This window comes from Chryseobacterium shigense (genome assembly GCF_900156575.1).
Classification (GTDB): Bacteria; Bacteroidota; Bacteroidia; order Flavobacteriales; family Weeksellaceae; genus Chryseobacterium; species Chryseobacterium shigense.
In genome coordinates, this window is sequence record NZ_FTNY01000003.1 from 804,674 (window position 1) to 829,651 (window position 24,978).

Below are 24,978 nucleotides of genomic sequence, written 5' to 3' on the forward strand. Positions count from 1 at the left end.
ATTTAATACAATGAATATAAGAGAGATAAAATGTCTCGCTTTTTTTTATCTTTGCAAATTACAAAGTTCTTAAATGAAAAACATACGAAATTTTTGCATAATTGCCCATATTGACCACGGTAAAAGTACTCTGGCAGACCGTCTTTTGGAGTATACCAATACTGTTACTCAGAGAGAACTGCAGTCTCAGACCCTGGATGATATGGATTTGGAGAAAGAACGTGGGATAACTATTAAGTCTCACGCCATCCAGATGGATTATGAATATAAAGGAGAAAAATATATCTTAAACCTTATCGATACCCCGGGACACGTAGACTTTTCTTACGAGGTTTCCCGTTCTATTGCGGCCTGTGAGGGAGCTCTTCTGATTGTAGATGCGGCACAGAGTATCCAGGCGCAGACCATCAGTAACCTTTATTTAGCATTAGAAAACGATTTGGAAATTATTCCAATTCTGAATAAAATAGATCTTCCATCTGCCAACCCTGAAGAAGTGACTGACGAAATTATGGGGCTTTTGGGGTGCAAATATGAAGACGTTCTTAGAGTTTCCGGAAAAACAGGAGAAGGAGTACACGATTTGCTTGAGCAGATTGTGAATAGAATACCACCTCCGGTGGGAGATCCTGACGCGCCATTACAGGCTTTAATCTTTGACTCTGTTTACAATCCCTTCAGAGGAATTGAAGCGTATTTTAAAGTGGTCAACGGAAGTATTTCCAAAAACGAGAAAATCAAATTTTTCGCTACAGGAAAAGAATATGGAGCTGATGAAGTAGGGACTTTGAAACTAAAACAAGTTCCCAAGAAAACCATTCATTGTGGTGACGTAGGATACATTATTTCAGGGATCAAAGATGCAAGAGAAGTAAAAGTAGGAGATACCATCACTTCCTTTGTGAATCCGGCTGCTGCTGCCATCGATGGTTTTGAAGAAGTAAAACCAATGGTTTTTGCCGGAATTTATCCTATAGAATCAGAAGATTTTGAAGAATTAAGATTCTCCCTTGAAAAATTAAGATTAAATGATGCTTCCCTGGTTTTCGAACCGGAAAGTTCAGCGGCTTTAGGTTTCGGTTTCCGTTGCGGATTCTTAGGAATGCTTCACATGGAAATCGTTCAGGAACGTCTTGACAGAGAATTTAATATGGACGTTATTACTACGGTACCCAACGTTTCATACCATGGCTATTCTAAAAAAGATCCTGAGACGACCATTTTAATTAACAACCCGTCTGAAATGATGGATCCCTCCATTCTGGACAGAGTAGAAGAGCCTTTCATTAAAGCTTCCATCATTACCAAGTCAGACTTTGTAGGTCCGGTAATGACCCTTTGTATAGAAAAGAGAGGGGAAATTCTAAACCAGAGCTATTTAACAGCGGACAGAGTAGAATTGACATTCAATATGCCTTTGGCAGAAGTTGTTTTCGACTTCTATGACCGTCTTAAATCGATCTCAAAAGGATATGCATCATTCGATTACACACCAATCGGAATGCGTGCTTCCAAACTGGTAAAAATGGATATCCTGATTAATGGGGATATGGTAGATGCTCTTTCTTCACTGATTCACGACAGCAATGCATATCATATCGGTAAAAAGATGTGTGAAAAGCTTCGTGAGCTGATTCCCAGACAGCAGTTTGATATCGCTGTTCAGGCCGCTTTAGGAGCGAAAGTAATCGCAAGAGAAACCATCAAAGCGTTAAGAAAAGACGTTACCGCAAAATGTTACGGTGGAGATATCTCCAGAAAACGTAAACTTCTTGAAAAGCAGAAAGAAGGTAAGAAGAAAATGAAACAGATCGGAAGGGTAGAAGTCCCTCAGTCTGCATTCATGGCAGTATTAAAATTAAACGATTAATATAAAAAAGACCGGTAATTTTTACCGGTCTTTTATTTTTTAGAAAGTTCGCTGCTTCTCCGTCAGATTCGCTTGGATCACCAAAGCACCAAGGCCGAGAATAATTTCAGCGATGCCTAATGTTCTGATAAGATTGATCCCGCATACGAGACATTCAGGTTCCGGAAAAGGTTTTTTTCCTACGACAATGATCAATACTCCTCCTATGATAATAATGACCACGATAAAGGCTCTTAATAATGTTTTCATGATGGTATACATTTTTATTTTCTATACCAAAGTTGAGCAAATTCGTCACTAAATTCATAAGGAAAATCACTGTTTCACGAAAGTGATTTCACCGGTTTTTTATTTCTTTTTTGTAAATTTTATTTCCATGGTTTTGTACTCTTTCCCTGTTTTCGAATTAGGCCCGTACATTTCCATCGTGTGAGTACTGGCATCATTAAAGGTATACACCTCTCTGAAATCACAGTCTTTTCCAGGTCTTGCCGGATCAGTCATTTTACCTTTGAATTCAATAGATTTTTTAGAGGGATTCCAGTCGCCCTCCGCATGCATAATGCCTGTTCCCATATTATCAATCCAGGTGCTTACAAATTTCTTCTTAGAATTATCATAGCCTATAAAGCTTATTCCTTCAAACGGCATTCCCATAAAATTTCCCTTATAAGAACTTTGCTGATAACGGCCTCCGAAAATCATTTTATTGGTACATTCAGACTGGCTCGTTACAGGTTGTGCGCCTTCTTCCATCCACATCTGGGTGACGCCTGTCCAGTTTCCGTCATAGGCAGCCAATGTTTTGTGCATATCTCCGGGCGTAGCATACTCCATCCACGCTTTCATGGCTGTAGCTGAATCTACAGGTTTCCAATCCGCAGAATCAGTTTTGGATAAACTTTTTTCTGTGGCAGGTTTTCCTTTCTCGCAAGCGGTCAAGAGAAAAGCAATGGAGAATAATAACAATAGATTTTTCATAATTAATTAATTTTAAGTAGGTTATTGAAAAATAAAGTTAGTAAATTTTATTATTCGGTTAATTGTTTTTTTAATGTCATTTATAAAACGTAATTTTGTGTATTCATAACGCAAATTAATTATGCAGGCTATAAAAGTTGCAGTAGACGCAGTCATTTTCGGATACTTTGATAAGCAGGACCTTCAGCTCCTTTTAATCAAAAGAAAGATTGAACCTTTTAAAGGAGGCTGGGCGCTTCCCGGAGGTCTTGTTCTGGATGATGAAAACCTTGATGATGCCGTTAAAAGAGAACTGCATGAAGAAGCCGGTATAAAACCCGATTTTTTAGAACAACTTTATACTTTTGGTAACGTAGGCCGCGATCCAAGAAACAGGGTGGTTTCTGTAGCTTATCTGGGTCTTGTGAACCCTTCTTATCATGAGCTCTTTGCAGACTCAGATGCGGAAGATGCACAATGGTTCAGTGTCAACAAACTTCCAAACCTTGCTTTTGATCATAAAACCATTATTGATATAGCGTTAAAAAGACTTCGTACCAAAATCCAGTACCAGCCGATCGGCTTTAATCTTCTCAATGAAGAATTCCCTTTTTCAGACCTTGAAAACCTTTACAAAACCATTATCGGGCGCGAGATAGACCGAAGGAATTTCCGTAAAAAAATCATGAGCTACGGACTGCTTAATGAAACCAACAATGTAAAAAAAGAAGGGAGCGGAAGACCTGGAAAGCTGTTTACATTCAATCAGGAGAAATATGAAGAATTTGAAAAAGAAGGATTCTATTTCGAGATCAAATAACCCTCTATTCGATATAATTCCCTCTATAAATTTACACCGGAAATTTCCATTTTTCCTGTTTCAACTACTTAGACTAAAGTTTTAGTTTTTTTTGGTTAATTCGTATCATTTGTGATGATATCAATGTCATTTGTGTTTTATTTGATTGAATTTTTATAATTGATAATCAGTGTGTTGTATTTATAGTGTAAAAATAACGCAAATAAATTTTGCTGATAAAATGAGATTGTTTTACATTTGTGTAATAATAACACAATCATGAAATACACCTTGCAACATATGATGAAAAGATTTCAGGAAAATCAAAGCCCTGAATTTCTATTTTTCTGGGGACACACCGTAAAAGATCAGATCACCAAATCATGTTTCAGTCAATGGTTTCCCCTTCAGTTTGAAGAAAATGGAAGCATCTATAAAACCGCTGAACATTATATGATGGCGGGAAAAGCAAAGCTGTTTAACGATCAGGACATTTTAGAAAAGATTGTAAAAACTGAAACACCCGATAAGGCCAAAAGCCTGGGAAGAAAAGTCAAAAATTTTGATCCGAAACTCTGGGACGCGCATAAATACGAAATAGTAAAAAATGCCAATCTTCTGAAGTTCTCCCAAAATTCAAAATTTAAAGATTTTCTCTTGTCTACAGATGATAAGGTTCTGATTGAAGCAAGTCCTTATGACAGGATCTGGGGAATCGGAATGCTGGAAACAGATTCCAGAGCGAAAGATCCCGCTTTATGGAATGGAGAAAATCTGCTCGGTTTTGCTTTGATGGAAGTAAGGGACGAGTTAAGAAGGTAAAGACACAAGCACTAAACACAAAATAAAAAAGATGTTTTTAAGAACCGATGTCATTGTATATCCGTAAGTAATCATCTTTAAAAGGAGATGCATCACTATGTCTTTTTTATTTAGCGTAAAATAGACACAAAAAATAAAAAAATGGAAGACGACCTAAAACCAAGATTCATCGAGTCATTGCAGAGAAACAATGACCAGATCAGAGAAGACCGTGCACGCACCATCGGAGCAGATTCCGAATTGATTTACAGGCGCAGGGTGGAAGATATTGAACTGAAGATCAAGAGACTGAAAAGAGAGCAGGAAGGCCTTATTGACATCAGCCCTTTAGACAGGAACAGCCTCACATTTGCAGACTTTCAGCCCGAGGCATTTGTTCAGAAAGATATAGAATATTCATTAACCATCAGAAATTTAAATATTCAGTTAGAAGTCGCAGTAAAAAGATTTGAATATTTATTCGGTAAAACATTTTAAATTATGGGAAGTACAAGATACGATATGGACGCTCGTTTCGACAGAGCAAGAAAAGCAGGGTACGGATTTAAATCCGCAGGTGAAATTTTCACTCAGAATGCCAAAAGAATGGCTCATGAATCGATGAATCCCAAAGGTATTTCTTTCAGAGAATCCAGAGATTCTGAAGTGCATCCGAACTCTGTTCCCATCATCTTAGGATTGGATGTGACCGGCAGTATGGGACATATTCCCCACGAACTGATTAAAGAAGGCTTACCTAAATTGATGGGAGGAATTATCCAGGGCGGCGTTCCGGATCCCGCTCTTTTATTCTTAGGAATCGGAGATCATGAGTGGGATGCTTATCCTCTTCAGGTAGGTCAGTTTGAATCCGGAGATGAGGAATTGGATATGTGGCTTACCCGCACTTATATTGAATCCGGTGGTGGGGGAAATGCAGGAGAAAGTTATCTTCTCGCATGGTATTTTGCCGCTTTTCATACCAGAACGGATGCTTTTGAGAAGAGAAACCAAAAAGGACTTTTGTTTACCGTAGGTGATGAACCTTGTCTGAAAAAACTTCCGGCATCAGCGATCAGAGAAATCATGGGAGCCGGCCAGCATACTTTTACGCACTTTGAACTCTTGGAAGAAGCCCGAAAAAGGTATGAAGTGTACCACATCAATGTTGTACATTCTGATCAGGCTATGAGAGTAGAGAGCGGATGGAAAGAATTGTTAGGCCAAAACTGTTTATCCATAGAAGACCACAGGGAAATTCCCAATGTAATTAAAGGAATTATCTGTGATACCTATAAAAATAAAACATTCTTCTCTGGAGATAAAAACGGATTTGATAATATTCAAATGTTTTAAGTCATGAAAAAGGCACAAATAGTAATAGGCTTGGGTTTTGGAGACGAGGGAAAGGGAATCACCACAGATTTTCTGGCGCAGCAAAACCCTGAGTCTGTTGTCATCAGATTTTCCGGAGGTCAGCAGGCGGCACATACCGTAATGATTGATGGTAAAAAGCATATTCATTCCAGTTTTGCAAGCGGGGCACTTCGGGGACTGCCTTCCTATTTTTCGGAACATTGCACGATTCATCCTGTGTTTTTACGGAATGAACGAAAGGAATTAATGGAGAAAAATGGAAATACTGAACTGCATATTCATCCATTGGCTAAAGTGACCACCCCATTTGATGTCTGGCAAAACAGAACCAATTCAAAAAATCTGGAGCATGGAACCTGTGGAAAAGGAATTGGAGCGACCATGAAAAGACATGAAAGCCCTTACAAGCTATTTGCCGCCGATTTGATAGCCCCAAAAGCAATGCTGATCGAAAAACTGAAAGGAATTGCCTATTACTATGGTTTTACGGACGAAGATCAGGTACAGGAAGCGCTGGATCATTTCCTGGATGCGGTAGATGAGATCGATTGGAAATTAGAGGGTTATACCTATCTGAATTCATTTGAAAATCTCCTGTTTGAAGGAAGTCAGGGAATTTTGCTGGATATGGACCACGGGGTATTTCCCAATGTAACTTATGCCCATACCACTTCAAAAAATGCGTACGAGATCTGTCAACTCCTGAAAATTGAGAATATTGAAATGTACTATGTCACCAGAATGTATTCTACACGTCACGGAAGCGGATGGATGAGCAATGAAAAGGAACTGATGCTGAAAAATAATGAAGAGGAAACCTGCATTTTTAATGAGTATCAGAAAGAACTTCGCCTGGGAGAACTGGATTATGACTTACTCAACTATGCGCTCCTTTTGGATGGTGCTTATGGAACGCCAACCCAAAAGAATCTTGTCGTTACGTGTCTGGATCAGACCGAAGAGAAATTTAAAAAGGAGAATATAAAAACAGAATTTGACCAGATCTATGGATCTTATTCTCCATATTCAAAAGACTTTAAACCCATTTTATAAACCAAATAATGGCTTTATATTTAGTGACAGAATTAAGCTGGATTAATGAAAAAATGATGAACACAAAAACACTATACAGACCCGTTGGAGAAAAAGAAATGATCCTGATTGCAGAAAGTGGCTATAAAAAATTTCCACCAAGACTGGAATGGCAACCTATTTTTTATCCGGTACTCGATGAAAGCTATGCCTCGGAAATTGCTGGAAAATGGAACACCAGAGATGAAGCTGGAAATTATCTTGGTTTTGTTACAAAGTTTGAGGTCTCAGAAGACGTTTTGAATCACTATCCAACGCAGAATGTAGGTGCCGGAAATCATAATGAATTGTGGGTTCCGTCGGAAGAGCTGGAAAGCTTTAATAATAGGATTATAGGAGATATTGAGGTGATAAATGTTTTTGTGGGAAATGAATTTAAAGCTTCTGCAAATACTGAAATTAATAATCTTGTTTTAAAGCTTCAGAAGTAATGAAAGAGATACAATATTTAAAAGGAGATGCCACCCAACCTCAAACAAAAGGAAATAAGATTATCACCCATATCTGTAACGACATTGGGGGTTGGGGAAGAGGATTTGTGATGGCAATTTCTAAAAGATGGAAGGAGCCTGAAGCAAACTACAGGGAATGGTATGAAAGTAGAGAAAATTTCAGTCTCGGAGAGATTCAGATCATAATGGTTGAAGAAGAGATTTGGGTTTGCAATATGATCGGTCAGCATAAAACGATAACCAGTTCAAAAGGAATTTCGCCAATAAGATATGAAGCCGTAGAAAGATGCCTTGAAAAATTAGTTCCGGAAGCTTTACAACTCAATGCTGAGATACACATGCCAAGAATAGGCTGTGGTTTGGCCGGAGGGAAATGGGAAGAGATAGAGCCCATTATTGAAAAAATATTAGTGAGAAATAATATCCCGGTATGGGTTTATGACTTTGATTAGAATAGTAATATATTTAGAAGGAGCTATGTTTGCTGTTTTTCCTAAAATGAAGAGTTGTTAAAATTATTTACACAGATAAAATGAAAATTACAAGAGAAGAGATCACTATAGAAATTTTAGAATTATTATTACTGTTCAGGTATGTTTTTACAGATGATCCTACAAAAATGTTACCATCAACTCAACTCAAATTTAAGAGGATCTGTTCAGTTTTTGCCTCTATTGGAATTGAAATTAAAGATAAAAAAAGTTTCTGCGATCTGGAATTTATTCATCAATATAAAAACTATCAGTTTTCGGATGGTATAATAGAAGCGGTACAATCAAGTATTGAAGGTTTTTATACTGTTGAAGATATTAAAAACAAAGATCTTAAAGAGATTATTGCCAGGATTATTTATTTTAGAACTAGGTATATTGAGTTGCTTGAAGGAGTTTTTGGAGGAGTTTGGGCGATGGGAAAAGTACCTGTCGAAGATAGGGTTTCAAAAAGATTAGTTATTGATAGTATTAAGGATATAGATGTACTTGTAGAAAGATTAAATAAAGTGATTACCCAATTATTTTTTCCTCAGATGAATGATTTTAACCTAGAAATATTGATCAATCGTTATGATTTCCCTCAGGAGGACTATAAAGCCATTGAAAAACAAGAAAGAGATAGTTTTTATGAAGAAAATGGATTCTAAACTTAATAATACTAGAAATGTGACTTTTGTAGAGATTGGGCAAAACATATTTTATGGAGATTAAATTAATAAAAGGAGACATCACAAAGATCCATGCAGACGCTATTGTTAATGCTGCCAATTCATCCCTGCTTGGTGGAGGTGGAGTAGACGGGGCTATTCATCGTGCCGGTGGAAAGCAGATTCTAGAAGAATGTATCCGGATCAGAAACAGACAAGGAAAATGCAATACCGGAGAAGCTGTGGTAACTTCAGCAGGAAATCTTCCCGCAAAGTATGTCATTCATACTGTAGGACCGGTCTGGAATGGAGAAGAAGATAAAAGCTCAAAACTTTTGAAACAATGTTATAAAAATTCTTTACAACTGGCAGAAAGTTTGGGCCTCAAAACCATAGCTTTTCCAAATATCAGTACAGGAATTTATAAGTTCCCTAAAGAACTGGCCGGAAAAATTGCGGTAGAAACAGTAAAGAATTTTCAGTCAGAGAACATTGAGAAAGTTATTTTTGTCTGCTTTGATGACGAAAATGAAAGGATTTACAAAAAATTATTAGATTAAAACAATGAAAAAACTAATCATATTAAGCGGTGCGGGAATCAGTGCCGAAAGTGGAATAAAAACATTCAGAGACGGAGATGGTCTCTGGGAAAATCATAATATCACAGACGTAGCAAGTCCGGAAGGATGGCGAAAAGACAGAGAATTGGTGCTGGAATTTTATAACCAGAGAAGAAGACAGCTTCATGAAGTTGAACCTAACCAAGCCCATCAATTAGTCGCAGAACTGGAAAAATATTTTGACGTTCAGATCATCACCCAAAACATAGATGACCTGCATGAACGAGCTGGGTCAACGAATATCCTTCATATTCATGGAGAATTGTTCAAGTCGTGCTCATGCAATAATAAAAACCTGGTCTATGAAGAGAAAGGAGACATCAGGATCGGAGACAAAGCAGAAGATGGCGCTCAGTTAAGACCATTTATAGTATGGTTTGGGGAAGATGTTCCTTTGTATAAGACTGCTCAGGAAAAGGTAAAGGAAGCTGATATTATGGTGGTCATCGGAACTTCTCTGCAGGTATATCCTGCGGCTGGACTGATCCATGACATCAAAGACGACTGCCTGCTGGTGGTCATCAATCCCAACGAAACAGGATTCGGATACGGACAAAGAGCGGTAGTGATGAAAGAATCGGCAACCAAAGGAATGAAACTGCTGTTTGATAAATTGGTTAATCTTGCCTGATGGAAAATATAGTAAAAGCCGGAATCTTTGGAGTATGCATCGGGGATGCGCTGGGAGTTCCGGTGGAATTTAAGAAAAGAGAAGATTTAAAAAGATTTCCCGTTACAGGTTATCTGGAATTCATGTCCTGGAACCAACCCAAAGGAACATGGAGTGATGACAGCTCATTAACGCTTTGCATTGCTGACGTACTTACAAAAGGGTATGACCTGGAGAAGATCGGAGAAAGCTTTGTAAAATGGAACAAATATGGACACTGGACTGCTCACGGAAGACTTTTTGATATAGGAGGAACCACAAGGCATTCCATTGCAAGATTGATCAAAGGAGAAAGCGCCAGGTTTTCAGGAAATATTTTTGAAGAAGATAATGGGAATGGCTCCTTAATGAGAACGCTTCCCTTAGCTTTTTATCTGAAAGATGAAGGAGATATTGAGAAAATATATCAGACGGTAAAAGAGGTTTCAGCTATTACCCATGGACATTTCCGTTCTGTTTTTGCCTGCTTCATTTACATTATTTTTGCGATTGAGCTGATCAAGGGGAAGAATAAAAAAGAGGCTTACTTACATGTGCAGAAGGTAGCTTTGGAATATTCTGTAATTCATGAGTTTAACCCCAAAGAGATAGAGCTTTTCCATAGAATTTTAAAAAATGATATTTCAATTTATCCGGAAGATGAAATTAAAAGTGGGGGCTACGTCCTCCACAGCCTGGAAGCCTCGCTTTGGTGTTTTCTCCACTCTGAAACCTATGCGGAAGCCGTATTGAAAGCCGTGAATTTAGGAGAAGATACAGACACTACGGGAGCCATTACCGGAGGAATTGCAGGTATTTACTACGGATTTGAAAATATTCCGGAAGGCTGGGTTTCCGATTTGGTAAGAAAAGAGGATATTGAAGTTTTATGTGAAAAGCTTCACGAAAAATTAATGACATAAAAATACACAAACCATGAACGAAATAGAAAACAAAAGAATAAGCAAATTTCTAAGCCTTATTCTGAGACATCAGCCCGAAACCATTCAGCTAAAACTGGATGAAAACGGTTGGGCAGAAGTGAGCGAACTCATTACAAAATCTGCAAAAGGAAGAATACACTTCAGTTTTGAAGACCTGGAGGAAGTGGTGGAAACCAATAATAAAAAACGGTTCGCCTTCAACGATGATAAAACAATGATCAGAGCCAGCCAGGGACATTCTATTGATATAGATCTGGCCCTGAAAACAGCTCAGCCACCGGATTTTCTTTATCACGGAACAGCAGAAAGCAATATTTCTTCTATTCTGGACAAAGGAATTGAAAAAAGAAGCCGCCAGCATGTTCACTTAAGCGCAGATAAGGAAACCGCCACGAAAGTAGGAATGCGCCACGGAAAACCTGTGATTCTGACCATCAGAACGAAGAAAATGAATGATGACGGGATTCCTTTTTATCTTTCCGCCAACAATGTTTGGCTGACGGATTTTGTGGATGCCAAATACATTTCAAAATAAAATGGGAAGAACATTAGTAATAGGAGACATTCATGGAGGTTTTAAAGCTTTACAACAGGTTTTTGAAAGAGCCGGAGTAAATAATGAAGATAAACTGATCTTCCTCGGAGATTATGTGGATGGCTGGAGCGAATCTGCCCAGGTCATCCATTTTCTTTTGCAGCTTTCCGAAAAACAGGAATGCATTTTCATTAAAGGAAACCATGATACCTGGACTGAGGATTGGCTGAGCCTTGGAGACAAACCGGATGTATGGCTTTTCAATGGCGGGAAAAGCACGGTAGAAAGTTATAATGACTATTCACTGGAAGATCTGGAACTCCATCTTGAATTTTTCCGGAGGATGAAAAACTATCACGTAGATGAAGAAAACAGTCTGTTTATCCATGCAGGATATTCCTCTATGCACGGCCCTGAAAAAGAAGTCTATTCCAGCAATTACCGCTGGGACAGAACCCTTTGGGAAACCGCGGTAGCAATGGATAAAAAATTAAAAAAAAATTCAGCACTTTATCCCAAAAGGCTACTTTTATACCATGAAATCTTTATCGGACATACACCGACACTGGATATAGGAATTAAACATCCTGTCAATAAAGCCAACGTCTGGAACATCGATACCGGAGCAGCATTTACAGGGGCCTTGTCAGTACTGGATATCGACACCAAAGAATTCTGGCAAAGCGATCCTCTTCCTTCTTTATATCCTGATGAAAAGGGTAGGAATAATGATATGGCAGGAAATAAAACCCTATGAAAATAGATCAGAAATCTCCAACACACACCAGCCTTATAGGTTTCCAAAATCTATAAGGTTTTTATCGATAAAAAAACTCAATATAAGTAGCGGTTTCCCAAAGACTAATCACATTCCCGGACAGCCTATTATCCAATGAAAATCTTCTGTTTTCTTGCGCCTTAAAACATAATGAAGATCAAAAGCCTTAGCGCCCTTGCGATCGTCCAACCCCATTACATAGAGCTCAATAAATCCACAATTTCCCTTTCCCACCCAAATCAGATTAAGTAATTTTGAAGTTCAAAAACTGCTTCAATGAAACTGAAATACCTCTTAATATTCCTAAGCACATCCTTTTTTTTAGCGCAAAAATCATTTCAGACTCCTTTTGAAAAAGGAAACGGAAACCAAACGGTGACCTACGATCAAATGAATGCCTATTATCAGGATCTGGCTCAGCATTTCAATACCATTCAATACCTAAAAAAAGGAGAAGACGATAATGGAAAACCCATTTACGTCGTTATGTACAATCCTTTCCCTGAAAAAGATCTCGATAAACTGAGAAAAGATAAAGCTGTTTTATTCGTAAACAACGGAATTCACCCTGGAGAACCGGATGGAATAGATGCCACGATGATGCTCATGAGAGATCTTGCTACAGGAAAAGTAAAAACGCCGCAAAACTTTATTGTAGCTGCCATTTCTGCGTATAACGTCAGCGGAATGCTGAACAGAGGATCTTTCTCCAGAGCCAATCAAAACGGTCCCGAACAGTATGGTTTCAGAGGAAATGCAAGAAACTATGACCTGAACAGAGATTTCATTAAAGCAGATTCAAAGAATGCCAGAAGTTTTCAGGAAATCTATCAATGGCTGCAGCCGGATGTTTTTATAGACAATCATGTAAGCAACGGCGCTGATTATCAATATACTTTCACCTATATTTCTACCTTTAAAGAACGCCTTGGAAAAGTCCTCGGAAACTACTTCTACAATGATTATCAGGCTAAAAATCTGGAAGGGATGAAGAAGGCAGGCTATGAAAGTACACCGTACGTCAATATCCACGGGGATGTTCCTGATGAAGGATTTGCTGCTTTTGAAGATTCTCCGAGATATTCTACAGGATATACCTCCCTCTTTAATTCATTGGGAACCGTTCCGGAAACGCACATGCTGAAACCTTATGACAAAAGGGTTGATGCAACCTATCAATATATGCTGGCCAACCTTCAGAATCTGGATAAAGACTACAAAAAGATCAAACAGCTCCGTCTTGACAATCTAAAACAGTACAAATCGGGAATGCAGTACGGAATCCGTTGGAAAATAGATTCTACCCAATTTTCTACGATGGATTTCAAAGGCTATGAAGGAAGCTATAAGCCAAGTGGTATTTCCGGAAAACCAAGACTGTATTATGATAGAAATAAACCTTTTACTAAAAAGATAAAACTCTTCATGACCGCTGTCCCAACCGGATATATCACGATTCCTGAATACTATGTGGTTCCGCAATCCCAGTACCGGGTAATTGAAGAAATGAAAAGGAATAAGATCCAAATGACAAGCCTTAAGAAGGATAGCACGGCATGGGCAGAGTCATACAAAATCAAAGACTTTAAAACGGTTAAAAACCCTTACGAAGGACATTATCTTCATTATGATACCACTGTAGAAATGGCAAAAAGCAATATTACTTTTTCTGCAGGAGATTATATCATTCCAACACATCAGCCTGGGATAAAATATATCATTGAAACCCTTGAACCTGAGGCATTAGACTCCTTTTTCAACTGGAATTTATTCGATGGGATTTTAGCGCAGAAAGAATATTATTCCGCTTATATTTTTGAAGATACCGCTTCAGAACTTTTGAAGACGGACAAAAAATTAAAAGAAGCTTTTGAAGCCAAAAAATCATCAGATAAAAAATTTGCCGATGACGGAACAGCCCAGCTGGACTGGATCTACAGGAATTCTCCTTATTTTGAAGAGAAAACATTCAGACAGTATCCGATTTACAGGATCTTATAAAATTTCAAAACTGATGTAATTAATTGATAATCAGTAATTAATTTTAAGGATTTTCACCTATGCAGAAAGGGTGTTTTTCCTGATGCATGTTGCCCGGTCTCTGACGAAATTTGCTTTATAAAACCAATAAAAACTATAGTTATGGCTACTAAAAAGCAATTTTTCGTTTCGTTGGAAGGAGTAGATCTCTCAGACGAGCAGTTGAAAAACATCGACAGAGGAATTCAGAATGTCGTTCTTTCTGAACTTTCAAAAATTGACAATACCCAGGCTTTTGCAGCGCACAGGGATTTCAAGGGACTTTTAAGACCAATGAAAATTAAAGACTGGTTTCCGTGGGGAATGATCATCTTTAAACCCGGAATTGATATCCAAAATCAGGTGAAAGAAATTCAGGCCCAAATCAAAGGCTATGGAGGCTAATTCACAATCTTCAAAGAAGAAGTGTCCCAGTTATCTGGGGAAAGTTGGGGCACAGCTTTTTGGAGTAGTCGGCAAAGACGGGAAGGTACAGTTCATCTCACCTCTCACCGTTACAGAAGATTTTCTGAATCTTAATAAAGACAAAAACAGCCTCGAGCAAAGATTTCGTTTTACGGGAAAATGTGTAGAAAAAGGCTGTGCACAGTGGAACGCTGAAGAGTCCAAATGTTCTTTGTCCAAAAAGGTGCAGCATCTGGATAACCATAAAGAAACTGAACTGTTCTATTGTCCGATAAGGACGCAGTGCAGATGGTTTTCCCAGGATGGAATAGAAGCCTGTTTTTCGTGCAATGAGGTCACGAGGAATATGGAAGAACTTTTAGTAGGTACAGGTACTCCATCATAAAAAAAGACGCTTCACAGTGAAACGTCTTTTTTATTTTATTTGGGTAAGCCTTTCTTTAAAGCCATTTCTGCGGTTTTAACGGCTGCTTTTTCCTTCCAGTCCATATAGGTATTTTTAAAATTGGACTTCATAATATCATCAAACTTACGCTGTACGGTAAGATTCCATAGAGAGTGCGCTTTCACAGCCCAGGATTTGTCCCATGCTCTCAGGGAAATAGAAAAACTTCCGTCCAGATATTTCATCCAGTGCCACCATCCGGTAGGCATGAAAAGCGTGTCGCCATGTTCCAGGAAACATTCAATACCTTCTACCCCGTTAAGGGCAGGATATTTTTCAAAATCAGGATTGTCGATGTCATAATCTTCCAGTGCATAGGTTGCGTAAGGAAGCCTGTACAATCTTTCTTTCCATTTATATTCAAATAACTTCACATGCTTTCTTCCGTTGAAGTGCGTATGGAAAATATGCGCCATATCAATATCGAAATGAAGAAAAGTGACCGAACTCTTTCCTCCAAAAAACATGGATGGATATTTATCCAGAAAACCTCCCATCAGTTCTTTGGGAGCGATAAAATCATCCATCAGCTTATTGGCATGCTTTATCGGGTCAAAAAAGAAAATTCTCAGATCGGTAGGTTCTCTTTGGATGAGGTCTATATAATCTCCGAACTTCATTTTCGTCGTGGGTGTATTAATGGGAGCTGCAGGATCGGCTTTTTTGGAATCATAAAGAGGAACTTCTACATCACCTACCACTTCCTTTACATACTCCATGGTCCACTTCTGGTAAGCAGGCCATTTTCTTGCCATATTTTTTATGACAACGGGCCTTCTTGGCTTTAGATATTTTTCCATGAACTCCTCCTGAGTAATATCATCTACAACATCTATAGGCTTTAAAATAATTCCCATTCTATAAATTTTATGTTACAAAATTATTAAATAAATAGATATGAATCAGTGTTTAAGTTTTTTTTAATCTATGATTCAAATCACTTTTACCGATTTAGACTAAGTAAGAATATGGAAATTGATCCTTTTCTGAGAAGTCTTTAGTTTTTCCCTGTTATAAGCCCACATTTTCATTGAAAATGATAAAAACTAATAACACCAAGGGATTAGTTATCGGATAAATTTAATGAATAGATTTTAAAGAATTAGCATACCAAACGAATTTTTAAAATAAAATTGACAGACCGTTACCCAAAGCAGGATAATATTGAATTTTAAATACATAACAGCTTCTTCAGGAATAAAGTTTTAAAATAACCGGGCAAAAATTTGAACCTATAAAAATTATCACTAAGTTTATAGTGTTAAAAGCATTTAACCTTTACCCCTAAAATACATCTTTATAAAAAGTGTAACAAAAAACACAAGCGATAAACTAATTAGGCAAATAATAAATTATGAAAGGAAAGATTTCTTTATTTCTGATGCTTTTTTTTACCGTGCTCACTTTTGCACAGAAAACAGTGTCAGGGAAAATTACCGATGAAGACGGATCTGCTATTCCAAGCGCCAGCGTTACCATAGAAGAGCCGGGCAAAGATGCTATTCTGGCCTATGGGATCACCAATTCCAAAGGGGAATACAAAGTGACATTCACTTCTTCAGAGGCTAATGTAGACATGAAAGTAAAGGCTTTCAACCAAAAATCTCAAACCAAACAGATTAGCAACAGCGATCAGACCATCAGTTTAAAAATGCAGTCTGAAGCGACAGAAATAAAGGAAGTTCAGCTGAAAACAAAGATGATCACCGCAAGAGGAGACACCATTGCGTATGATCTTAAAGCGTTTGACAGTAAAAGTGATAGGACACTGGCCGATGTAATGAGAAAAATTCCCGGTATTGAAGTCAATAAAGACGGAACCATTCTTTACCAGGGTAATGCCATCAATAAATTTTATGTTAACGGGAAAGACCTGATGGAAGGCGGTTACGGAACCATCAACAACTCGCTTCCAAAAGATGCCGTACAGAAAGTAGAAGTTCTGGAAAACCACCAGCCGGTAAAAATTCTTCAGGATAAAGTGCCTTCTGACCAGGCAGCCATCAATATCAAACTGAAAAACTCCGTGACAATGACCGGAAGAGGAGAAGTGGGAACCGGTTTTGGAGATCCGTGGCTATGGAACGTTAAATTGACCCCTATGTTTTTTGGACAAAAAAGCCAGTGGGTGGTTAACTATAAAACCAACAATGTTGGAGAACAGGTAGAAAATGAAGGAAACATCCTGGCCTTTGGAAGCCGATTTGAAGGAAGAAGAATTAATAGTTCCCAAAACGACTGGCTCAATGTGGAAAATGCCAGTACGCCCAATCTTCCGGTAAAAAGATACCTGATGAATAACGTCCATTATTTGTCGGCCAACTATCTTACCAATATTGATAAAAAGAAAGAATGGGAGCTTAAAGCCAATGCCAACTATACCAATAATGCGGTTGAAAGACAATCTTACAGCCAGACCGATTATTTTGAGGGAAGTTCCAATTATACAAACATCCTTAATAATTTTTATACAGACAAAGCAAAAGGAGAACTAATATTCACGAAGAATGCCAAAAAAGGATTCTTTAAAAATACAACCAGCTTCTCTCAGTTCTGGAATGCAGACAGAGGAATTGTAGACAGAACAGATGTTAAAGATGGCAGCCTGAGACACGCAAACGAAGCAATTGAGTCACCTACAACCTCATTTCAAAACTCATTGAGTACCATTATTCCATGGAAAGAAAAAATGGTCAATTTGCTGTCATTTATAAGTTATCAGACAGACAGACAGAATCTGGATGTTTCTCCGTCGTCTTATTTAGGAATTCCTGGATTTACGCCTGTTCCAAGTAATTTCGTTCGTCAGAACCTGAGACTTAAAACCTTTGAAGCCAACCATTCTGCCAACATCAGCTTTTCCAAAAAAGGATGGACCCTTACGCCGGAAGTTGGATTTAATTTTAAAACAACAGATTTAGTTTCGGATTTATTCAATATCACAACAACAGGGGTATCTCCGAATGCATACAGCAACGATCTTACCTACACAACCGCAACACCTTACGGAAGCTTAGGAGTTAACTATAAGAATGAATCCTGGATGTTGTATGCCAACTTCCCTGTAAACTCTAATAATATTAAAGCAGACGACCCGCTGAGAAATGTGGCAAAAACAGTAAACAAAGTTACTTTTGAACCCAATATTTTTGCACAATATACCTTTGCCTCTTTCTGGAAAGCTTCCGTAAATGCTAATATCAATAATAACTTTGGAGAAATAAACACAGCTTATTCAGGGTTTCTGATGACTTCCCCAAGTGGTATTAATGCCATGGACATCAATAATCCGATTCCTGAGAACAATAATAAATCTGCAGGCACAAGATTGGAATACAGAAATCCATTAAACAATTTATTCTTTAATGTGAATTATAGATTTTCTGATGCTAAAAGAAATCTGATTTCCAATCCCACGATCAATGGACCTGGATATAGCATTATGAAATATATAGAACAGGATAATCATGTCCTGAACAATGGATATTCAGCAGAAGTAGGAAAATATTTCCCGAAATTTAAAACAAATGCTTCCCTTACTTACAGCAATAATACAGCAAAATCTGATGCATTCTTAAATAATGAATCTTACACCAATAATAACAATAGCCAGTCCTATGGTATTAAATTCAACAATACCTATTTTAGCTGGATGAGCATAGATTACAATGCGAGTATTTCAAGAACCAAGCAGACAAGTACAGGGAGGGTAAACTCTAGCGCTACCAGAACAGGATTTACGCATAATCTTGGAGCGTTTTTCTACCCGGTGGAAAACCATACTATCGGATTCAACTGGGATCAGGTTAATACCAATGCCGTCGGTCAAAAATACCACAACGGATTCTACGACGTTTCATACCAGTTTACCTGGTCCAAAAAGAAGATTGATTTCGAGGTTAAATGGATGAATATCGCTAATAAAAAAGTATTCGAAACCTATGACATCAATACTACGAATATTACCTACACAAGATATCAGCTCCGTCCGAGCCAGGTCATGTTTACCGTTAAATTCAATTTCAAATAGAAAATAAAAACAAAAAAAACCAATCTCCCGGAGATTGGTTTTTTGTTTGAGGTCTATTCTGGTGTTTCTAGAAACTCTGATGGTCTGCGGATGGACCGTAACTTCCGGGAAGAGGAATATCATTCAGCCTGTAATACACGCCCAGCTGTGCCCGGTGATGGGTGATCTGGTTCAGCGCATGGCGGATAGAACCGTATTTTGTCCATTTTGCCACTTCATGACCATTGTTCTTGAGCGCCCAGGTATCATTAAGGTGTTCTTCTTTAGCATTTTCGAGAGCGTATTGGGCAGATTTGAAATTTTCATCCAGCGTATTCAGGAGGTCTTCTTTGGTGGACAAATGTTTGGGCTGAAAGCCTCCATTGGCAAAATCCAGTTCTGAAGTTTTCAGTATGGTGTCCGGCCATCCAAAGATTTCTGAAATATGAGTGGCAAGAGGCATGAGTTTCATGCTTTTTTCATGGGGCGCATACTCGTTTTTGCCTTCAGGATAAGCTTCAAAGAACTTTTTCGTCGTCTGGTACTCCGTTTCAAACTCGTCTCTAAATTGTGATAAAGTGTCCATAATATTTTGTTTTTTAAGTACTTAAAGATAAAGTTTTTTAAGCAAAAAATGTTTTAACGAAACGATAATTTTTCATCAGGGATAGGCTGTCGGCAATAATTCTAAATGACACCCATAAATCGATTAGAATAAATTGTAATTGACAAAATATTGATAGTCAATAATTTAAATTTGATTTAGTGAAAATTTGAAAAAAAACTGTAACATATTTCAACAAATGGTAACTAATTAGTAAACATTATTACAATGAAAAATCTATTCTCCGTATTCTTTATTGCACTCTTTGCTTTTGCATCGGCACAGGATTCTAAAGAATCTAAAGAAACAGCCAACCGTTTCTTTTATGAACTGACTTTTAAGCCGAAGAAAGATTCAACGAAGATGGATAAAGTAGTGACTATTTTGGATATTACAGGTAAAAAGTCAATTTATCAAGATTATACAATTCCTGCTCAGGACTCGATTATCAAAGTCGCGGTTGACGAAATGGAAAAAACGAAAAGCTGGAAAGATGTAACAAAACTTATCAGAATGCCTAAGTTTTCTTATAAAATTGTTAAAACTTATCCGGAAATGAAGGAGCAATATATTGATAGAGTCAGCATGAATTTATTTGGATATGATGATGATATTAAATTTAATTGGAACATTTTACCAGAAAAAGAAAAAGTAGGAGAATACAATACACAAAAAGCAACTACAGAATTTGGAGGAAGAAAATGGACGGCTTGGTTCAGTACAGATATTCCTTTTCAGGATGGACCTTACAAGTTTTATGGTCTTCCCGGGTTGATTGTTAAAATTGAAGATTCAGAGAAGAACTACTCTTGGAAACTAAGTGGAAACAAGAAGATCGTAAATTATGAGGAAATGTCATATTCAGACAAGATTAATGCTAAATATGGAGTTCCTCAAACGCTGACGCCAACTACAAAAGAAAAGTTTGAAAAAGCTTATGCAAGCTTTAAACAGGATCCTATGTCTGAGTTTCGTCAGAAAGTAACACCTGAAATGATGAGTATGAAAATGCCCGGATCAGATCTTACTATCGGAGAATTCGCGAAAAAACAGGAAAAACAAGCAAAAGACTTCTTTAATTCTAATGACAATCCAATAGAGGTTTCTTCTCAAACTCCTGAGAAAAAGAAAAAATAAACATTCATATCAACTAAATTATATTTTTAAATCAACCCAGGTGCAGCAATGTATTTGGGTTGATTTTTTTTATCCCTAAATATTTTCAAGCATTACATTAATCTATATTAAAGATATCCTAAATTACAGGTGGAATATTTACATTTTATGTAGCTTTAAGGAGAATATATCACAACATTTGGAAATTATTATACTGATTTATATGTTTGCTAATTAACGATTTAAAAATTTTATCATGAAAAAAATTATTTTTACATTATTATTTGCATCATCTACACTAATGTTTGCAAATAAAGAAGAGCCTAAGGTAAAGGGTAGTGTGGAGTATCAAAAGGAGCAAGTTTTAATGAAAAAAAGAGCAATTAAATTTCAAGAAGAAATGAAAAAAGAAAAAATTGTTTTAAAAAAACGGCCAAACAATCTTTCTTCTGCAGGATGTTATATTGCAATGTCACAAGTGATGCCTCCTGCTTTCCCAGATTATAGTTTGTGTGCCGCATTAGAAGCTGCGGGGTATTAAAGTCATTAAACAAAAATGAAAAATATACTATTGTAGAGTGTGTTTTTTTACAGTTATGTTGTGTGTATAGTATTTTAAATATCTAGAAAAAGAAAAAATAAACATTCATATCAACTAAATTATATTTTTGAATCAACCCAGGTACAGCAATGTATTTGGGTTGATTTCTTTCATATCTGTCGTTATTTAGATTAAATTTAAATAGCGTATATTTGCCCGTACTAAAAAGCAGGTTTTGAAAGAGAAGGACTTACATAAATTAAGCGGATTCCCTAAGAACAAAATGGGGAAGATTTTGGGTTATGACAATGACCACCTTAAAATGCCTAACAAGATCATAGAAATGGGACTTCTGCCGGAAACCATTTTCAGGATATTGTATCAGGCGCCGTTCAATGGTCCTATGTATGTGGAATTTGGAGAAGAAAAAAGCCGCATCGCTCTACGTGAAGAAGAGGGAAATTATATCATTGTTGAAGAATTGAATTAATGCAGGAAAATAAGAAAAAACAGGTCCTTTTGGTCGGGAATCCTAATGTAGGAAAGTCTACGGTTTTCAATGCACTGTGCAACAAAAAGCAGAAGACCGGAAATTATGCAGGAGTTACCGTGGCAAGCCATTCTGGAAATTACACGTATCAAAACGAAGAAGTTGAGGTCATCGACCTGCCGGGTTCATACAGTGTTTACCCGAGCTCCGAAGATGAAGCTATTTTTTCCAAATTTCTTATCGACGAGCAAAAAAATTATGCAGGGGTCATTTACATTCTTGAAGCTTTAAGCTTAAAAAGAGGACTGCTCCTCTTTCAACAGATACAAGACCTCGGCATCCCAATGATTCTGGTAGTTAACCAGATCGACCAGGCAGAAAGAAGAGGAATTACCATCGATATCCGGAAGTTTTCTGATGCTTTGGGCATTAAAATTATTCAAACCAATGCTAAAGAGCAGTTGGGAATAGACGAGATCAGAGACGCTGTTCTGAACAATGGCTTTGTAAAAACCGAAAAGACCTCTTTCGAAATACCCAACGAGCACAAAGATTTTATCCATAAACTGGTTGCCCACAAAGGTATTGACAATGAATATAAAGCATGGATGAGCCTTTCTTTAGGCTCAGACGTGGTAAAAATAGCCTCAATAAAAGATAGAATGAACGAACCCGAATCCAAAAGTCTGGTTCCGAAAAGGCTTCAGGTGCAGGAAACGGTTAGAAGATATCAGAATGTTGACAAAATATTAGCAGACGTTATCTCTAAGAAAGCTCAGTTCAAAGAACTTCTCACGGAAAAATTAGATAGAGTACTGGTTCACAAATTCTGGGGCTACATCGTTTTTCTGATGATTCTGCTGGTTATTTTCCAAAGTGTTTTCTTCCTGGCCGAATATCCGATGAACTGGATTGATGATTTCTTCTCATGGCTGGCCGCATTTACCGGAGAACATCTTCCGGAAGGGCCGATCAATTCATTGATTTCAAACGGAATTGTTCCCGGAATCGGAGGAATTGTAGTCTTTGCCCCGCAGATTGGGATCTTATTATATTTCTTATATTTATTAGAAGATTCAGGATATATGGCAAGAGTCGTATTCCTGATGGACAGACTGCTGCGTCCCTTTGGACTGAACGGGAAAAGTATTGTCCCTTTGGTGTCAGGGACCGCCTGCGCCATTCCTGCCGTGATTTCCACAAGGAATATTGAAAACGTAAGAGAAAGATTATTAACTATTCTGGTGACACCTTTCATGACATGTTCTGCAAGACTTCCTGTCTACAGTATCATTATCGGTTTGATTATTTCTGAAGGATCATTCCTTGGAATTAAATATAAAGCATTGGTGCTGATGGGAATGTACCTTTTAGGTTTCCTTGTAGCCCTGTTTTCAGCAGCAATTCTTAAAAGATTTATCAAAAATGAAGGAAAGACCTATCTTGTCATGGACCTTCCTGCTTATAAAAAACCCCTTTTCGGATACGATCTTAAAATGGTTTTAGGTAAAGTATGGGAGTTCGTAACAGGAGCCGGTAAGATCATATTTATAGTAAGTATCATCATCTGGTTCTTAAGTTATTTCGGACCCAAACAAAAGCCAGAGCAGTTTGTAGCAACGAATGTTGAACTTGACCACTCTTATCTGGCAAAAATGGGTAAAGGAATCGAGCCTCTTATCGAGCCCCTTGGCTACGACTGGAAAATGGGAGTAGGAATTCTGACCAGTTTTGTGGCGAGAGAAGTTTTCGTAGGAACTATGTCTACCCTGTATAGCTTGGAGGATGATGCTCCTGAAGTAAAAGTGATCGATAAAATGAGAAGAGATGTGAAACCTGACGGAAGTAAAGTATTCAGCTTTGCAACCGGTATTTCCGTTCTCTTGTTTTATGCATTTGCAATGCAGTGTGTTTCTACACTGGCAGTAGTCTACAGAGAGACCAAAAGCTGGAAATGGACCGGCTTTCAGGTAGCGATGATGACCGGTTTGGCATATTTTGTGTCGTTGATATCTTATCAGATTTTAAAATAATGGAAACTTCCTTAATTTTTCAGTACGTTATTATTGTATTGATTGTTGCATTTGCCTGTTACTCTTTATTTAAAGTACTCAGAAAGAATTTTGCGCCGAAAAAATTCAGCTCCAAAAGAAGCAGTTGTGATAAAGATTGCGGATGCTCATGATCCTGTTTTAAGCTCATAATTGAAAAAATTGTAGTAATTTCATTTTCTGAAATTAAAACCATTTCGATTTGAGCCCGAAATCAGTCGCTATCTTCATATTTTCTACGGTAACCATGCTGGTAAAAGCCCAGATAGATACAACCAAAATCAAGTCTTATACAGATCAGGTTATGGTGCGCGTCAACCTTGATACCAATGTTGAAAAATATGTTTTTACGGAAGGTCCTGAGGATAAACCGTTGGAAACCATCCTTTCGATTAACAACAAAACAAGAGCCTCTTTTTCTATTGATTACAGGATCATAAGTGCCACGGTATCATTTACGCCCAGTTTTCTTCCCGGAAACAATGATAATGAGCTGAAGGGCAACAGTTCCTATGCCGATTTCAGATTTCGGTTTTTCCCCAAAAGATTTATTCAGACCGTTTATTACAAAAATGTAAAAGGATTTTATATTGAGAATATGAAAGATCTCTTTCCCGACTGGAAAGAAGGAAAAGATCCTTACCTGCAATTTCCGGATCTCAGAATTCAAAGCTTTGGAGGATCTACGGCCTATGTGATGAAGAAGGATTTTTCCCTGAAAAGCATTTATACACAAGGGGAGTGGCAGAAAGAAAGCCGTGGAAGCTGGGTTCCTTTTGTGGATTATGATCTTTCGGTATTCAGAGATATTCTGAACGGACAGAAAAGCAAAGAGACCCAATACAGTTTCGGAGCCAATATGGGGTATTTTTACAACTGGGTGCTGGGTGCTAAAAAAAGAGTCAATATCGCCCCAAATGTTTCACTGGGATTAGGCGGAATGTTTTCCAGTAGCTGGGATATTGGTAATGATGGAACGAAACTAAACAAAGAAAATACTCAATATCTGACCCTGAGATTTGCGACAGGGCTTCATATAGGATATAATACAGACCGGTTCCTTTTCGGAGGAAAATTTAATGTCAATGCCTATGCCTATAATGAAAAAGATAACCAAAGTGTACAAAATAATAATTTATACGGACTGCTTTACATCGGCTACCGTTTTCCACCTCCAAAAGTGGTACAGAGAAATTATGATAAGATCCAGAAAAAAATCCCTGTTTTATAAATTACAGGTCTTTTAAGTATCTTTGCCC

At 37.7% G+C, this 24,978-nt stretch carries 27 protein-coding genes; 23 read left to right on the top strand and 4 right to left on the bottom strand.

What is annotated here, in order from left to right:
- The first annotated feature begins 73 nt into the window (after positions 1–73).
- Complete coding sequence (gene lepA, locus BW964_RS13185; protein ID WP_076507799.1) at positions 74–1,870, top strand: translation elongation factor 4; 1,797 nt, start codon at positions 74–76, stop codon at positions 1,868–1,870.
- 39 nt (positions 1,871–1,909) lie between these two features.
- Here lepA and BW964_RS13190 read toward each other — a convergent pair whose 3' ends face one another.
- Positions 1,910–2,119 (bottom strand): hypothetical protein, encoded by a 210-nt coding sequence (locus tag BW964_RS13190; protein ID WP_123911964.1) that lies wholly within the window; start codon positions 2,117–2,119, stop codon positions 1,910–1,912.
- Positions 2,120–2,218: 99 nt separating this feature from the next.
- The gene (locus tag BW964_RS13195; RefSeq protein ID WP_076507802.1) at positions 2,219–2,851 is read right to left on the bottom strand and encodes a DUF1579 domain-containing protein; all 633 of its coding nucleotides are present in this window, start codon (positions 2,849–2,851) and stop codon (positions 2,219–2,221) included.
- Between the two features lie 121 nt (positions 2,852–2,972).
- Here BW964_RS13195 and BW964_RS13200 point away from each other — a divergent pair, with 121 nt between their 5' ends.
- The 16 genes from BW964_RS13200 to BW964_RS13275 all read left to right on the top strand — a co-directional run bounded on the left by BW964_RS13200 (position 2,973) and on the right by BW964_RS13275 (position 14,848).
- On the top strand, positions 2,973–3,650 hold the full coding sequence (locus BW964_RS13200; protein WP_076507804.1) for an NUDIX hydrolase: 678 nt from the start codon (positions 2,973–2,975) through the stop codon (positions 3,648–3,650).
- Positions 3,651–3,908: 258 nt separating this feature from the next.
- Positions 3,909–4,451 (top strand): NADAR family protein, encoded by a 543-nt coding sequence (locus tag BW964_RS13205; RefSeq protein WP_076507806.1) that lies wholly within the window; start codon positions 3,909–3,911, stop codon positions 4,449–4,451.
- 141 nt (positions 4,452–4,592) lie between these two features.
- Positions 4,593–4,928: a hypothetical protein gene (locus tag BW964_RS13210; RefSeq protein WP_076507807.1), complete on the top strand. Its 336-nt coding sequence runs from the start codon at positions 4,593–4,595 to the stop codon at positions 4,926–4,928.
- A 3-nt stretch (positions 4,929–4,931) separates the two neighbouring features.
- The gene (locus tag BW964_RS13215) at positions 4,932–5,786 is read left to right on the top strand and encodes a hypothetical protein (protein ID WP_076507809.1); all 855 of its coding nucleotides are present in this window, start codon (positions 4,932–4,934) and stop codon (positions 5,784–5,786) included.
- 3 nt (positions 5,787–5,789) lie between these two features.
- Complete coding sequence (locus tag BW964_RS13220) at positions 5,790–6,860, top strand: adenylosuccinate synthetase (RefSeq protein ID WP_076507811.1); 1,071 nt, start codon at positions 5,790–5,792, stop codon at positions 6,858–6,860.
- Positions 6,861–6,868: 8 nt separating this feature from the next.
- Complete coding sequence (locus BW964_RS13225) at positions 6,869–7,330, top strand: ADP-ribosylation/crystallin J1 (RefSeq protein ID WP_228432016.1); 462 nt, start codon at positions 6,869–6,871, stop codon at positions 7,328–7,330.
- Positions 7,330–7,803 carry a macro domain-containing protein gene (locus tag BW964_RS13230; RefSeq protein WP_076507812.1) on the top strand — a complete coding sequence of 158 codons (474 nt, stop codon included), beginning with the start codon at positions 7,330–7,332 and terminating at the stop codon, positions 7,801–7,803. Before BW964_RS13225 ends, BW964_RS13230 begins: the two co-directional genes overlap by 1 nt.
- 80 nt (positions 7,804–7,883) lie before the next feature.
- A complete protein-coding gene (locus BW964_RS13235; protein ID WP_076507814.1) occupies positions 7,884–8,492 on the top strand; it encodes a hypothetical protein in 609 nt (202 codons plus the stop codon).
- A gap of 53 nt (positions 8,493–8,545) precedes the next feature.
- The gene (locus tag BW964_RS13240; protein WP_076507815.1) at positions 8,546–9,052 is read left to right on the top strand and encodes an O-acetyl-ADP-ribose deacetylase; all 507 of its coding nucleotides are present in this window, start codon (positions 8,546–8,548) and stop codon (positions 9,050–9,052) included.
- Between the two features lie 4 nt (positions 9,053–9,056).
- Positions 9,057–9,743, top strand: a complete 687-nt coding sequence (locus BW964_RS13245; protein ID WP_076507817.1) for an SIR2 family NAD-dependent protein deacylase — start codon at positions 9,057–9,059, stop codon at positions 9,741–9,743.
- Positions 9,743–10,684 (top strand): ADP-ribosylglycohydrolase family protein, encoded by a 942-nt coding sequence (locus tag BW964_RS13250; RefSeq protein ID WP_076507818.1) that lies wholly within the window; start codon positions 9,743–9,745, stop codon positions 10,682–10,684. Before BW964_RS13245 ends, BW964_RS13250 begins: the two co-directional genes overlap by 1 nt.
- Positions 10,685–10,697: 13 nt before the next feature.
- Positions 10,698–11,240, top strand: a complete 543-nt coding sequence (locus BW964_RS13255; RefSeq protein ID WP_076507820.1) for an RNA 2'-phosphotransferase — start codon at positions 10,698–10,700, stop codon at positions 11,238–11,240.
- A gap of 1 nt (position 11,241) precedes the next feature.
- Entirely contained in the window at positions 11,242–11,997 is a 756-nt protein-coding gene (locus BW964_RS13260) for a metallophosphoesterase family protein (protein WP_076507952.1), read from the top strand.
- A 297-nt stretch (positions 11,998–12,294) separates the two neighbouring features.
- The gene (locus tag BW964_RS13265) at positions 12,295–14,019 is read left to right on the top strand and encodes a M14 family metallopeptidase (RefSeq protein WP_076507821.1); all 1,725 of its coding nucleotides are present in this window, start codon (positions 12,295–12,297) and stop codon (positions 14,017–14,019) included.
- Positions 14,020–14,160: 141 nt separating this feature from the next.
- Positions 14,161–14,442, top strand: a complete 282-nt coding sequence (locus tag BW964_RS13270) for a hypothetical protein (RefSeq protein ID WP_076507823.1) — start codon at positions 14,161–14,163, stop codon at positions 14,440–14,442.
- Positions 14,432–14,848: a hypothetical protein gene (locus BW964_RS13275; protein ID WP_076507824.1), complete on the top strand. Its 417-nt coding sequence runs from the start codon at positions 14,432–14,434 to the stop codon at positions 14,846–14,848. Before BW964_RS13270 ends, BW964_RS13275 begins: the two co-directional genes overlap by 11 nt.
- A 35-nt stretch (positions 14,849–14,883) precedes the next feature.
- Here the strand turns inward: BW964_RS13275 and BW964_RS13280 are convergent, their stop codons facing one another.
- Positions 14,884–15,765, bottom strand: coding sequence for a cupin-like domain-containing protein (locus BW964_RS13280; RefSeq protein ID WP_073328563.1), 882 nt, complete (start codon positions 15,763–15,765; stop codon positions 14,884–14,886).
- Positions 15,766–16,262: 497 nt separating this feature from the next.
- Here BW964_RS13280 and BW964_RS13285 point away from each other — a divergent pair, with 497 nt between their 5' ends.
- Positions 16,263–18,938, top strand: a complete 2,676-nt coding sequence (locus BW964_RS13285) for a carboxypeptidase-like regulatory domain-containing protein (RefSeq protein ID WP_076507826.1) — start codon at positions 16,263–16,265, stop codon at positions 18,936–18,938.
- A 67-nt stretch (positions 18,939–19,005) separates the two neighbouring features.
- Here BW964_RS13285 and BW964_RS13290 read toward each other — a convergent pair whose 3' ends face one another.
- A complete protein-coding gene (locus BW964_RS13290) occupies positions 19,006–19,503 on the bottom strand; it encodes a DinB family protein (RefSeq protein ID WP_076507827.1) in 498 nt (165 codons plus the stop codon).
- A gap of 246 nt (positions 19,504–19,749) precedes the next feature.
- Between BW964_RS13290 and BW964_RS13295 the strand changes: the two genes are divergently transcribed.
- From BW964_RS13295 to BW964_RS13315, 5 genes are all read left to right on the top strand, one after another.
- The gene (locus BW964_RS13295; protein ID WP_076507829.1) at positions 19,750–20,658 is read left to right on the top strand and encodes a GLPGLI family protein; all 909 of its coding nucleotides are present in this window, start codon (positions 19,750–19,752) and stop codon (positions 20,656–20,658) included.
- A 235-nt stretch (positions 20,659–20,893) separates the two neighbouring features.
- Positions 20,894–21,178, top strand: a complete 285-nt coding sequence (locus tag BW964_RS13300; protein ID WP_076507830.1) for a hypothetical protein — start codon at positions 20,894–20,896, stop codon at positions 21,176–21,178.
- A 235-nt stretch (positions 21,179–21,413) separates the two neighbouring features.
- On the top strand, positions 21,414–21,668 hold the full coding sequence (locus BW964_RS13305) for a FeoA family protein (protein WP_076507832.1): 255 nt from the start codon (positions 21,414–21,416) through the stop codon (positions 21,666–21,668).
- The gene (gene feoB, locus BW964_RS13310) at positions 21,668–23,701 is read left to right on the top strand and encodes a ferrous iron transport protein B (protein ID WP_076507833.1); all 2,034 of its coding nucleotides are present in this window, start codon (positions 21,668–21,670) and stop codon (positions 23,699–23,701) included. Before BW964_RS13305 ends, feoB begins: the two co-directional genes overlap by 1 nt.
- A 220-nt stretch (positions 23,702–23,921) precedes the next feature.
- Positions 23,922–24,950, top strand: coding sequence for a DUF4421 family protein (locus tag BW964_RS13315; RefSeq protein WP_123911965.1), 1,029 nt, complete (start codon positions 23,922–23,924; stop codon positions 24,948–24,950).
- The last annotated feature ends 28 nt before the right edge of the window (positions 24,951–24,978 follow it).